Raw genomic sequence first — 12474 nt, forward strand, 5'->3', positions numbered from 1 at the left:
CGCTAACCCCCGGGGCTCCGCCCCGGACCCCGCGCCTCAATCGCCGGCGGGGCTTGTTTTGCCCACCCGCCGCGGGGGTTTGGTATTTCAAACCCCTGCGGCGATTGAGCAGCGGGGTCCGGGGCAGAGCCCCGTGAGTGCAACCCCGGCTATCGTCAATGGCATGGCCCGCCATGAGCACGCCCCCCGGACGACCGCAGGACGTGAGGGGCTGGATGCCCTCCTGGCTCACCCCCGGAGGGGGGTCGTCGGCATCGATTTCGACGGCACCCTCGCCCCCATCGTCCCGGACCCCGACCAGGCCCGCGCCCACCCCGACACCGTCCCCGCCCTCGCCGCACTCGCCCCCAAGGTCGCCTCCGTCGCGGTCATCACCGGCCGCCCCGCGGCCACCGCGGTCCGCCACGGTGGCTTCGCCGGTGTTCCCGGACTCGAGCACCTGGTCGTCCTCGGCCACTACGGCGCCGAACGCTGGGACGCCGTCACCGGCACGGTCACCGCCCCCGCCCCGCACCCCGGCGTCGCCTCCGTCCGCTCCGAACTCCCCGGCGTCCTGGCCGAGTCGAACCTCTGGCACGACACGTACGTCGAGGAGAAGGGCCGCGCCGTCGCCGTCCACACCCGCCGCGCCCATGACCCGCAGGCCGCCTTCGAGGCCCTCCGCGAACCTCTGGCGGAGCTCGCCGCCCGGCACGGGCTGATCGTGGAGCCGGGCCGCCTGGTCCTGGAGCTGCGTCCACCCGGCGTCGACAAGGGCGTGGCGCTCACCGAGTACGTACGGGAGGTGGGCGCGGAGTCCGTCCTCTACGCGGGCGACGACCTCGGCGACCTCCCGGCCTTCGCGGCGGTGGAGAAGCTCCGCTCCGACGGCGTCCCGGGCCTCCTGGTGGCGGCGGACACGGTCGTGCCCGAACTCGCCGACAGGGCCGACCTGTTGGTGGACGGCCCCGCCGAACTCGCGGCCTTCTTCTCAGCCCTGGCGCAGCGCCTCTAGCTGCTCCAGGAACCACGCCCCCGGCGGCAGCGCCGTCGCCGCCGCGGCGAGCCGCTTCGTGCGCTCCGCCCGCTCGTCCCACGGCATGGCGAGCGCCTCCGCGAGGGCCCGCGAAGTCCCGCTCACGTCATAGGGGTTGACGATCAGCGCGTCCTCGGCCAGCTCCTCGTACGCCCCCGCCTCCCGCGACAGCACCAGCGCGCACCCGTCGTCGGAGACGACCGGCACCTCCTTGGCGACCAGGTTCATCCCGTCCCTGATGGGGTTCACCAGGGCCACGTCCGCGAGCCGGTACGCCGCGAGCGAGCGCGCGAAGTCGTCCTTCACGTGGAGTACGACCGGGGTCCAACTCTCCGTGCCCCAGCGGGAGTTGATGGACTCGGCGACCCGCGCCACCTCGTCCGTGTAGTCGCGGTACACGGCCAGATCCTGCCGCGACGGATACGCGAACGCGACGTGCACGACCCGCTCCCGCCACTCGGGCGCGGACTCGAGGAGCAGCTCGTACGCCCACAGCCCCCGCACGATGTTCTTCGACAACTCGGTCCGGTCGACCCGGACGATCACCTTCCGTGAACCGTCCCCGCCGATCTGCGCCCGCAGCGCCGCAAGCCGTTCCTCCACGTCGTCCCGGTGCGCCCGCTCGCGCAGGAAGTCCGCGTCGGCGCCGAGCCCGTGCACCCCGATCCGGGTCCCGGACGTGCCGCCGACGAGATGCGTACAGCAGTCGGTGAAGGCGTCCGCCCAGCGCCGGGTCAGGAACGCACAGCGGTCGGCCCCGAGCATGCCCCTGAGCACCTGCTCGGCGATGTCGTCGGGCAGCATCCGGAAGTAGTCGACGGGCGCCCAGGGCGTGTGCGAGAAGTGCCCGATCCGCAGGTCGCCGCGGAGTTCGCGGAGCATCCCCGGCACCAGCGTCAGGTGATAGTCCTGCACGACCACCGTCGCGCCCGGCGCCGCCTCCTCGGCGAGCGCCTCGGCGAAGGCCTGGTTGTACGCCTCGTAGGACGCCCACCGCCTGCGGAACTCCGGGCCGAACGACGGCTCCAGAGGCGTCTGGAACAGCATGTGGTGCACGAACCACAGCACCGAGTTCGCGATCCCGTTGTACGCGTCCGTGTGCACGTCGGCGTCGATGTCGAGCATCCGCACCCCCGGCTCGGCGACCCCGCGCCGCACCGCCTCCCGGTCGCCCTCGCTCAGCGCCGAGCACACCCACAGCTTGTCCTCGACGACGCCGAGCGCCGACACCAGACCGCCCCCGCCACGCTTCGCAGCGATCCCCCCGGCGTCGTCGACCTCGTACGAGACCGGGCCGCGGTTGGACGCGACGAGAACCTCAGCAGCACCATGCGTCGTGGAACTCATAGGGGCACGCTAGCCCGGCCCGGAAACGTTCAAACGTAAGGCCGGGCCCCCGACGGGGACCCGGCCGTGTACGAAACCCGCGGTCGGGTCAGTTCTTGCGGCCGCGGACGGCGGCGAGGATCAGCGCGCCGAGCCCGCACAGCGTGACGGCGAGCCCGCCGTACAGCAGGGTGTGTGAGTCGGCGCCGGTCTCGGCCAGCTCCGATCCGTGCGGATGCTGCTGCTGCGGCGGAGCGGGCCGCGCCTGCTGGCGCTTGGTGCCGATCACCGCGGTGCACGGGTCGTCGCCGCCGCGCGTGCGGGCGGTGCAGTTGGTGCCGGACACCTCACCGGTCACCGGGATGACAATGGCCGCCCCCGGAGTGCAGGAGGCCTTGACGTTCTCCTTGATGACCACCTTGCCGTGGGCGGGCACGGTGCCGTTCCAGTAGAAGGACGAGCCCTTCTTGCTGATGGTGCCGCCGCTGGCGGTGGGGGTGCCGACGGCGCCCTTCGTGGGCCAGGAGATCGCGGCGTTATCGCGCGGGTATTCGCTGTCGTTGCGGATGGTGATGGTGTTCTTGACCGTGGAGCACGGGGGAGCGGTCGTGGGCTCCGGGGTGGTGACGATCTTCAGCGGCGGGGTGGGCGGCTCCGGCTTCTCGATCTCCGGCGAGAAGCCGCAGTTCGGATCCTCCGTGCCCTCCTCGCAGTTGGTGCGCGGGGTGTCCTCCGCCATCACGTCGTTGGTCAGTTTGCCGTCGCCGGTGAGCGGGTCGTGCAGCGTGACGCTGTAGGTGATCGTCGCGGTCTTGCCGGCCGGTACGTCGCCGCGCCAGCTCAGCTTCGGCGCGTCGTACGTGACGTTGCCGATGTCGGCCTTGGCGTCCCCGTTGTACGTGCCGTCGTCCAGCACGTCGTCCAGTTCGTCGCTGAGCTTGGCGCCCGGGTAGTCGAGGTCGCCGATGTTCTTGGCGGTGATCGTGTACGTCACCTTGCCGCCGGGGGCGACCTTCTTCGGCGTGGCGCTCTTCTTGATCTCCAGGTCGGGCACCGGCACGGAGAAGGCGAGTGCCGAGGGCACGTAGGTGTCGCCCCTGGTGCGGAACGTCAGATCGGCGGAGGTCGAACCCTGCGGCAGCGCGGCCGACGGGATGATCGCCTCCTTCGCGTCGATGCTGAAGTTGTTGTGGTCGTTCGGGTCGAGTGCGCCGTTGGCGTGGCTGTCGAAGAAGTTGTTCGTGCCGCCGCCGTCGGGGTCCGCGATCCGCTGCCCGTTCACCAGGAACTGGTCACCCGTCACGTTCGCGTCGCCCTCGTACGCGGTGACGCCGGCGCGTACGTCGCGGGTGCCCGTGCGGTAGAAGTCGTCGATGGAGATCGTGGTGTCGGGGTCCTTGGACTGCTGCACCACGTGGCCGCCGTACACGTAGACGTTGCGGCGGGTGGGCGCGTACTGGGCGTTGGGGGCGTCGTACTTGTAGACGACGGTCAGCGACCAGCCGCCGACGCAGCCCTTGCCGGTGGGCGCCCAGACGTCGCCGACCGCGACCGGCACCGGGGAGCCGGTGGTGACGCCGGCGAACAGCGAGGTGACGTCGGACTCGGCCGTGTAGTAGTGCGGGCCGCCGACCTCGGCCGGGGTGCGCACCGCGTTCTCCACGGCCACCTGGGACTCGGGCCCGCCGTTCACCCGCACCCGGGGCCGCGTGTCCAGCGGGCCGCTGTCGGTCGGCGAGGTGGCGGGGCCCGCGGTGTCGCAGCGGTTGATCTGGTTGCGGCCCAGTTTGTACGTGCCGTCGTTGCCGCCCCAGAACAGGCGGGCGTACGCGACCGTGGCGCCCGGCGGGATCGTCACCTCACCGGTCGAGGAGTTCAGGACGCCGGTGCCGAACCCGGCCGTGTCCGTGTACTGCATGTCGAACTGGTTGTTGTTCTCCGTCGTGGTCCCGGCTTGTGCGGCTCGACACCGCGCCGCGTCGTCCGCGGGAGTGGACGGGCACTGCATGACGGTGTTGCCGAGGGTGATGAAGTCGCCGTACAGCGCTTCCTCGTACCGCTTGGCGAAGGGGTCGACGACGACGGCGGACGCGGGGACGGCCGCGGCGACGAGTGTCGCGGCGGCCGTTACTGTGGCGGCGAGCGCCGCCATGCCCTTGAGATGTTTAAGCCACATAAGGGGCAATCTAGGCAATAATCATGATCATCCCGCGATTACGCCGCGCGACGCTCCGCATACTCACCGATTTCGATCATCGGCGGCCGCTCCTCCGTGTCGACCTCGTGGGTGCGCGGCTCGAAGCCGTCCTCGCCCCGCTCGAACTGCGTGAGCACCGGCCTGATGAGGTGCCCGCGCGCCAGCCGCAGCTGGGCGGTGCGGTAGATCGCCGCCGCCATCCGGCCGAGCGCCTGCCCGTCCTGGTGCCGGTGCTTGCGCACGCCGACGTCGACCTGGGCCAGCGCGTCCAGGCCCACGGTGTGCAGCGCGTCCACGAGCAGGCCGAGCTCCACGCCGTATCCGACGGGGAACGGGAGCCGCTCGAGGAGCGAGCGCCGGGCCGCGTACTCGCCGCCCAACGGCTGGACGAATCCGGCCAGTTGGGGCCAGTGCAGATTGAGTATCGGCCGCGCCATCAGCTCGGTCACCCGGCCGCCCTCCCCGGTGGCCCCGGCCAGCGGACGGTCGTACATCGCCTTCACGAAGTGCACGCCCGGATCGGTCAGGAGCGGCCCGACGATCCCGGAGACGAAGTCCGCGGAGAACTCCTTCAGGTCGGCGTCGACGAAACACACGATGTCACCGGACGTGACGAAAAGGGAGCGCCACAGCACCTCGCCCTTGCCGGGCCTTGCCGGGATCCGCGGCAGGATCGCGTCCCGGTGCTCGACGCGCGCCCCGGCCGCCGCCGCGACCTGGGAGGTGCGGTCGGTGGAGCCGGAGTCGATCACGACGAGCTCGTCGACGAGCGGCACCGCGTCCGTCATCAGCGTCCGCCGGATCTCGGAGACGATCTCGCCGACCGTCTCCTCCTCGTTCAGCGCGGGCAGTACGACACTCACCGTCTGCCCCGACGCGTGCTTGGCGGCGACCAACCGGTGCAGCGGATGGTCCGCCACGGACCAGGAGCGCCTGTTCAGCCAGCGCTCGACCTCTTCCAGCACGGTCTGGGTTCCTTCCCTAAGGATCGACATGTGATCCATCTCGCGGTTCGGACGACTATCTCTGCGGTCCGGGCCTTCGGTTACAGTCTTGAACAAGGTCGGTGACCATCGCATGCCGGGGGTCGCCTGCCGTACACAACTGAATCCACACAATCGAATACCGCTCATCCAGAGGGGCAGAGGGAAACGGCCCGTTGAAGCCCCGGCAACCCTCCAGCCGGTCTCGTTTCGCACACTCCAGTGCGCTCGCGAGGCTCCCGGCTAGTGAAGGTGCCAAATCCGTCTCGTGGCGAGATGCGTCACGGGAAAGATGAGGAGAAAGGGCCTCGCCTCTCATGGCTGTACAGACTGTCGCCACCGAAACCGCCGCCACCGACGCCGTCGACCTTGGTCCGGCATCCGGCCTCTCCTGCCGCGAGTGCGGCGCCGTCGTCCCGCTCGGCCCCGTCTTCGCCTGCGCCGAGTGTTTCGGCCCGCTCGAAGTCGCGTACGACCTCCCCGTCGGTGACCCCGAGACGCTGCGCAAGCAGATCGAGGCAGGACCCGCCAACATCTGGCGCTACGCCCCGCTGCTGCCCGTCCCGGCCGACGTCGCCGAGAAGCCGAACATCAACCCCGGCTGGACCAAGCTCGTCAAGGCCGACAACCTCGGCCGTGAACTGGGCGTCGCCGAGGGCAAGTTGTTCGTCAAGGACGACTCCGGCAACCCGACGCACTCCTTCAAGGACCGCGTCGTCGCGCAGGCCATCGAGGCCGCCCGCGCCTTCGGCTTCACCACGCTCTCCTGCTCCTCCACCGGCAACCTGGCCGGCGCCGTCGGCGCCGCTGCCGCCCGTGCCGGCTTCCGGTCCTGCGTGTTCATCCCGCACGACCTGGAAGAGGGCAAGGTCGTCATGGCCGGCGTCTACGGCGGTGACCTCGTCGCCATCGAGGGCAACTACGACGACGTGAACCGCTTCTGCTCCGAGCTCATCGGCGACCCGCTGGGCGAGGGTTGGGGCTTCGTCAACGTCAACCTGCGCCCGTACTACGGCGAGGGTTCCAAGACGCTCGCGTACGAGATCTGCGAGCAGCTGGGCTGGGTCCTTCCCGACCAGCTGGTCATCCCGATCGCGTCCGGCTCGCAGTTCACGAAGATCGACAAGGGCCTGAAGGAGCTGATCAAGCTCGGCCTCGTCGAGGACAAGCCGTACAAGCTGTTCGGCGCCCAGGCCGAGGGCTGCTCCCCGGTCTCCGTCGCCTACAAGGGCGGCCACGACGTGGTCCGCCCGCAGAAGCCGACCACCATCGCCAAGTCCCTCGCCATCGGCAACCCCGCCGACGGCCCCTACGTCCTCGACATCGCGCGCCGTACCGGCGGCGCCGTGGAGGACGTGAACGACGAGCAGGTCGTCGACGCGATCAAGCTGCTCGCGCGCACGGAGGGCATCTTCGCCGAGACCGCCGGTGGTGTGACCCTCGGCGTCACGCAGAAGCTCATCGAGGCGGGCCAGATCGACCCGTCGCTGACCACGGTGGTCCTGAACACCGGTGACGGCCTCAAGACGCTTGCCGCGGTCGCCGATTCGTCCCAGGCCACGGCCACGATCCGGCCGAACCTCGACGCGTTCCGCGAGGCCGGCCTCGCCGCCGACCACTGAGCCCGACCGACTTGTAGCAACAGGAGTTACCACCATGAGCGTCAACGTTCGCATCCCCACCATCCTGCGCACCTACACGGGCGGCAAGTCCGAGGTCGCCGCAGAGGGCGGCACCCTCGCCGACGTCATCGCCGACCTCGAGAAGAACCACACCGGCATCGCCGCCCGCGTCCTCGACGACCAGGGCAAGCTGCGCCGCTTCGTGAACGTCTACGTGAACGACGACGACGTCCGCTTCGAGCAGGGCCTCGAGACGGCGACGCCGGACGGCGCGGGCGTCTCGATCATTCCGGCCGTCGCCGGCGGCTGATCGTTCGCGTTCTACCCAGAGTTATCCGAATTGCCCTCTCCGCCAGAGAAGCGGAGGGGGCAATTCTGCATGGTTGAGCGCGGTACAGTTGGGGAAGCTGCTGCGTTTCCATGAACGGTGCATGACGGGCGCATATGAGTTCTCGCCCGGAGCCCGACAAGAAGTAGCCAAAGTAACCGGCCCATTCGGGCCTTTTATGGCATTTGCGCGGCCCGACTTGCCCTGGGATCCGGTGAGTTGGCCCGGTTCCCCCGATCTGGCGTGCCCAGAATTCTCGTCCGATTGACCTGTTGCAGACGGCAGTTGGGCAGATACATTCAGCCGCGGTCGACGCGTTCCGGCGCACACCCCCATATCCCATGGGGCGTGAGGTCTGACCCGGGTCCGCGAAGTGCGGTCCTGCGTAAGGGCCAGTAATAGGGGAGTTAGGCATGGCTCAGGGCACCGTCAAGTGGTTCAACGCGGAGAAGGGGTACGGCTTCATCGCGGTCGACGGTGGTGCGGATGTGTTCGTCCACTACAGCGCGATTCAGATGGACGGCTACCGCACCCTCGAAGAGGGTCAGCGGGTGGAATTCGAGATCTCGCAGGGCCAGAAGGGGCCGCAGGCCGACATGGTCCGCGTGGCCGCCGGCTGAACGCGCGTCCGACTGCAAGCTTGCACGTCGCACGTCATGAAGGGCTCGTCTCCCGGGTGACCGGGGGGCGGGCCCTTCGTGCTGCGTGGGACTGTTCGCGATGAGGAGAGCACCTTGCACTCGAGGGGGTCGAGTGCTAATCATTGGGCTTAGCACTCTCCGAGTGAGAGTGACAGAACTTGGATCGGGTCGGTGAGGTCCGGGGGCCGGGTGGTGCAAGGAACCACACGGTCTGCAGACCGTCCGTCGCGGGCACCAGCACGGTCCGTTTGCTTGCTTTTCCACCCCGTCCGGGAGGACCACTTCACATGGCCAAGATCATCGCGTTCGACGAGGAGGCACGGCGCGGCCTCGAGCGCGGCATGAACCAGCTCGCCGACGCCGTCAAGGTGACCCTGGGCCCCAAGGGTCGCAACGTCGTCCTCGAGAAGAAGTGGGGCGCCCCCACGATCACCAACGATGGTGTGTCCATCGCCAAGGAGATCGAGCTCGAGGACCCGTACGAGAAGATCGGCGCCGAGCTGGTCAAGGAGGTCGCGAAGAAGACGGACGACGTCGCCGGTGACGGCACGACGACCGCGACCGTCCTGGCCCAGGCGCTCGTTCGCGAAGGCCTTCGCAACGTAGCCGCCGGCGCCAACCCGATGGCCCTCAAGCGCGGCATCGAGCGCGCCACCGAGGCCGTCTCCGCCGCTCTCCTCGAGCAGGCCAAGGAGGTGGAGACCAAGGAGCAGATCGCCTCCACCGCCTCCATCTCGGCCGCCGACACCCAGATCGGCGAGCTCATCGCCGAGGCCATGGACAAGGTCGGCAAGGAAGGCGTCATCACCGTCGAGGAGTCCCAGACCTTCGGTCTGGAGCTCGAGCTCACCGAGGGCATGCGCTTCGACAAGGGCTACATCTCGGCGTACTTCGCCACGGACATGGAGCGCATGGAGTCGTCGCTCGACGACCCGTACATCCTGATCGTGAACTCGAAGATCTCGAACGTGAAGGACCTCCTTCCGCTGCTCGAGAAGGTCATGCAGTCCGGCAAGCCGCTGCTGATCATCGCCGAGGACGTCGAGGGCGAGGCCCTGTCGACGCTGGTCGTCAACAAGATCCGTGGCACCTTCAAGTCCGTCGCCGTCAAGGCCCCGGGCTTCGGTGACCGCCGCAAGGCCATGCTCGGCGACATCGCCATCCTCACGGGCGGCACGGTCATCTCCGAGGAGGTCGGCCTCAAGCTCGAGAACGCCGGTCTCGACCTGCTCGGCCGCGCCCGCAAGGTCGTCATCACCAAGGACGAGACGACGATCGTCGACGGCTCCGGTGAGAGCGACCAGGTCCAGGGTCGCGTCAACCAGATCCGTGCCGAGATCGAGAACAGCGACTCGGACTACGACCGCGAGAAGCTCCAGGAGCGCCTCGCCAAGCTCGCCGGCGGCGTGGCCGTCATCAAGGCGGGCGCGGCCACCGAGGTCGAGCTCAAGGAGCGCAAGCACCGCATCGAGGACGCCGTTCGCAACGCGAAGGCGGCCGTCGAAGAGGGCATCGTCGCCGGTGGTGGCGTGGCCCTCCTCCAGGCCTCCGCGGTGTTCGAGAAGCTGGAGCTCGAGGGTGACGAGGCGACCGGCGCCAACGCCGTGAAGCTCGCGCTCGAGGCCCCGCTCAAGCAGATCGCCGTCAACGGTGGTCTCGAGGGTGGCGTCGTCGTGGAGAAGGTGCGCAACCTGACCGTCGGTCACGGTCTGAACGCCGCCACGGGTGACTACGTCGACATGATCGCCGAGGGCATCATCGACCCGGCGAAGGTCACGCGCTCTGCCCTGCAGAACGCCGCGTCCATCGCCGCGCTGTTCCTCACCACCGAGGCTGTCATCGCCGACAAGCCGGAGAAGGCGGGCGCTGCGCCGGCCGGTGGCGGGATGCCGGGCGGTGACATGGACTTCTGAGCCGGTCGCGGTTCAGCTCGTCTGTAACCCGAGGGCGGCACTGTCTCTACGTGAGACGGTGCCGCCCTCGGGCGTTTTGTTGCGGCCAGCCGTGGGTGCGGTCGCGGGGCTCTGCCCCGGGCCCCGCTGGCTCTCGTTCGAAGTGCGGGGCTTGAAAGATCGGGGCTCTGCCCCGGGCCCCGCGCCTCAATCGCCGGCGGGGCTTGAATGGGCGTCGGCGGGGCTTCAATGGGTCAGGCGGTTTTGACCGAGCCGGCGTCGATGAGGTGGTCGGTGCCTGTGGTCGCGGCGGCGAGGGGGGACGACAGGTAGGTGATCAGGGTCGCGACCTCTTCGGGTTCGATGAGGCGGTCGATGAGCATGCCTGTCGCCGTGGGCAGTCCGGCCAGGAGGTCGGTGTGGTCGATGCCCATGGCGGTGGCGACCCCGGCGCCGTAACCCGTCGGGCTCTCCCACATCGCGGTGCGGACCGGGCCCGGCGAGACGGTGTTCACCCGGACCCCCCGCGAGCCGAACTCCTCCGCCAGGCCCTTGCCGAACGCGGTGAGCGCGGCCTTGGCCGTGGCGTACGCGATGGGGCTGCCCTGCGGGACGCGGGCGCTGGTCGAGGAGACGTTGACGATCGAGCCGCGGGCGGCCAGCAGGGCGGGTAGCGCGGCGCGGGTGACGCGGACGGTGGCGGAGAAGTTCAGGTCCGTCACCTGCGCCCACTGGTCGTCGGTCAGGTCGAGGAAGCCGCCGCTCAGGGCGCCGTCGCCGCCCCCGACGTTGTTGACCAGGATGTCGATCCCGCCCAGCTCGGCCACGGCCTCCGTGACCAGCCGCTCGGCCCCGGCCGGGTCGGACAGGTCCACCGTCACCGGTATCGCCCCGGCCGCTTTCCACTCCGGGGCGGCGGTGCGGGCGGCTGCGACGACGCGTACGCCTTCGGCGGCCAGGGACTGGACGACGGCGAGCCCGATGCCTCGGCTGGCGCCCGTGACGAGGGCGGTCTTGCCGTTCAGTTGCAGGTCCATGACGCTCCCCTTGGTCGACACCTGCGTCTCAGGTGATGCGTTGAACATAGGATATGCGTCATGCGTGTTGCAAGTAGTTGGTGAGTTGCCACATTGGCGTACGCTTTTGAGGTCGTCCCCCATCGGAAGGATTTGCCCGCCATGGCGCAGCCCGCCTCCACGAAGCCGCTTCGTGCCGACACCGAACGGACCGTGCGCGCGATCCTCGAAGCGGCCGAGCGGGTGCTGGCCGTGAATCCGGCGGCGACGATGGAGCAGATCGCCGAGGCCGCCGGGGTCGCGCGGACCACGGTCCACCGGCGGTTCGCGTCGCGGGAGGCGTTGATCAGGGCGCTCGCGGCCTGGGCGACGCAGCGGTTCCACGAGGCGGTCGAGGCGGCGCGGCCGGAGACGTCGCCGCCGGCCGTCGCGCTCTATCAGGCGACCGTGAACGTGCTTCGGGTGAAGACCAGTTGGGGCTTCGCGATGGGCGCCCTCCCCCTCGCGGACCCTGAGGTCGCGCGCGTCCACGAGGACGTGATGACCCGCTGTGCGGCGCTGTTCTCGCGCGCCCGCGACGCCGGCCTGTTGCGTCCCGACGCCGATCTGGACTGGGCGCGGACCGTGTACTACGCCCTCATTCACGAAGCCGCGGGGCAGGCACCCGACACCGATGCCGCCGTGGACGCCCTCGCCGCGCGGGTCGTGGACACGTTGCTGCACGGCGTGGGTACGCCGGGTTCATAGAACGGGCCTCATAGAACAGGGGCGGCAGGTCAGGCCGCGCCCTCCTGGTACGTCTTCCATGTGTCGCGGCCCGCGCGGCTCGCGCTCGTCGCGACGGCCTGGGCCTGGTGGAGGGCGCGGGAGGCCATTTCGGTGGGCGGGACGTCCCAGCTGCCGGTCCAGCTGCGGCCCGCGCGCGCCAGCTCGTAGACGAGGACGCCGACCCCGGCCATCGCGGTGAGGGTGCCGATACCGGTGAGCGCTGCCCCCACCGTCAGCAGGCGCCGGTCCGGGCGGAACTCGGTCCAGGAGATCTTCGAAAGGGTGCTGTCAGCCATGGGGCCAGAATGCGGGAGGGCGGGGCGGGGCGCATGTGGAGCGGTGACCTGCGGGTGACGCCGGTCGTTGGGCGGGCATGACGAACAGCTTGCGCAAGCGCGTATTGACGACGGTCCTGGCGGCGACGGCCCTGGTGGGGGCGGGTGCCGCCACGGCGTCCGCCGCCGACCATGATCCGGTGCCGGCCTCGGGCACGGTGATCATGTCGAACGAGGAAGCGGAGGCGGCGGGTCTCGTGGCGCCGTCGCACCCCGGGATCATGCCGCCCGACTTCTATGTGCCGGGCCGGTACTACTAGGGCGTGTTTCGAAAGTAGCGTCGTCCGCCCGGAGGGCGGGCCTCGCGGGGTCTGGTGCGTGCGATCGCAAGGCGCCGGAAGGGTCTCGTAG

Annotated in this window: 12 protein-coding genes and 1 riboswitch; of the genes, 7 read left to right on the top strand and 5 right to left on the bottom strand. The window is 69.7% G+C overall.

The window, feature by feature from the left end:
* Positions 1–163 precede the first annotated feature (163 nt).
* Positions 164–994, top strand: a complete 831-nt coding sequence (otsB, locus tag ABT004_RS33695) for a trehalose-phosphatase (RefSeq protein ID WP_351344680.1) — start codon at positions 164–166, stop codon at positions 992–994.
* Here otsB and ABT004_RS33700 read toward each other — a convergent pair.
* The 3 genes from ABT004_RS33700 to ABT004_RS33710 form a co-directional block, all read right to left on the bottom strand.
* Positions 971–2362 carry an alpha,alpha-trehalose-phosphate synthase (UDP-forming) gene (locus ABT004_RS33700; protein ID WP_351344684.1) on the bottom strand — a complete coding sequence of 464 codons (1392 nt, stop codon included), beginning with the start codon at positions 2360–2362 and terminating at the stop codon, positions 971–973. The genes otsB and ABT004_RS33700 overlap by 24 nt on opposite strands.
* An 88-nt stretch (positions 2363–2450) precedes the next feature.
* Complete coding sequence (locus ABT004_RS33705; RefSeq protein WP_351344687.1) at positions 2451–4517, bottom strand: DUF7927 domain-containing protein; 2067 nt, start codon at positions 4515–4517, stop codon at positions 2451–2453.
* Between the two features lie 38 nt (positions 4518–4555).
* Positions 4556–5503 (bottom strand): glucosyl-3-phosphoglycerate synthase, encoded by a 948-nt coding sequence (locus ABT004_RS33710; protein ID WP_351344712.1) that lies wholly within the window; start codon positions 5501–5503, stop codon positions 4556–4558.
* A 161-nt stretch (positions 5504–5664) separates the two neighbouring features.
* Positions 5665–5820, top strand: a riboswitch (SAM riboswitch).
* A gap of 18 nt (positions 5821–5838) precedes the next feature.
* Here ABT004_RS33710 and thrC point away from each other — a divergent pair.
* From thrC to groL, 4 genes are all read left to right on the top strand, one after another.
* Positions 5839–7143 carry a threonine synthase gene (thrC, locus tag ABT004_RS33715; protein ID WP_351344690.1) on the top strand — a complete coding sequence of 435 codons (1305 nt, stop codon included), beginning with the start codon at positions 5839–5841 and terminating at the stop codon, positions 7141–7143.
* A 34-nt stretch (positions 7144–7177) separates the two neighbouring features.
* The gene (locus ABT004_RS33720) at positions 7178–7453 is read left to right on the top strand and encodes a MoaD/ThiS family protein (RefSeq protein ID WP_351344693.1); all 276 of its coding nucleotides are present in this window, start codon (positions 7178–7180) and stop codon (positions 7451–7453) included.
* 431 nt (positions 7454–7884) lie between these two features.
* Positions 7885–8091 carry a cold-shock protein gene (locus ABT004_RS33725; protein ID WP_030576453.1) on the top strand — a complete coding sequence of 69 codons (207 nt, stop codon included), beginning with the start codon at positions 7885–7887 and terminating at the stop codon, positions 8089–8091.
* 308 nt (positions 8092–8399) lie between these two features.
* Positions 8400–10025 (top strand): chaperonin GroEL, encoded by a 1626-nt coding sequence (groL, locus tag ABT004_RS33730; protein ID WP_351344697.1) that lies wholly within the window; start codon positions 8400–8402, stop codon positions 10023–10025.
* Between the two features lie 233 nt (positions 10026–10258).
* Here the strand turns inward: groL and ABT004_RS33735 are convergent, their stop codons facing one another.
* Positions 10259–11041 (bottom strand): SDR family NAD(P)-dependent oxidoreductase, encoded by a 783-nt coding sequence (locus ABT004_RS33735; protein ID WP_351344700.1) that lies wholly within the window; start codon positions 11039–11041, stop codon positions 10259–10261.
* A gap of 141 nt (positions 11042–11182) precedes the next feature.
* Here ABT004_RS33735 and ABT004_RS33740 point away from each other — a divergent pair, with 141 nt between their 5' ends.
* Positions 11183–11767 (top strand): TetR/AcrR family transcriptional regulator, encoded by a 585-nt coding sequence (locus tag ABT004_RS33740; RefSeq protein ID WP_351344703.1) that lies wholly within the window; start codon positions 11183–11185, stop codon positions 11765–11767.
* Between the two features lie 29 nt (positions 11768–11796).
* Here the strand turns inward: ABT004_RS33740 and ABT004_RS33745 are convergent, their stop codons facing one another.
* A complete protein-coding gene (locus ABT004_RS33745; protein WP_351344706.1) occupies positions 11797–12084 on the bottom strand; it encodes a hypothetical protein in 288 nt (95 codons plus the stop codon).
* Between the two features lie 77 nt (positions 12085–12161).
* Between ABT004_RS33745 and ABT004_RS33750 the strand changes: the two genes are divergently transcribed.
* Complete coding sequence (locus ABT004_RS33750; RefSeq protein ID WP_351344709.1) at positions 12162–12383, top strand: hypothetical protein; 222 nt, start codon at positions 12162–12164, stop codon at positions 12381–12383.
* Positions 12384–12474: the final 91 nt, after the last annotated feature.

The sequence above is a fragment of the Streptomyces sp. NPDC002790 genome (assembly GCF_040295505.1).
GTDB lineage: Bacteria > Actinomycetota > Actinomycetes > Streptomycetales > Streptomycetaceae > Streptomyces.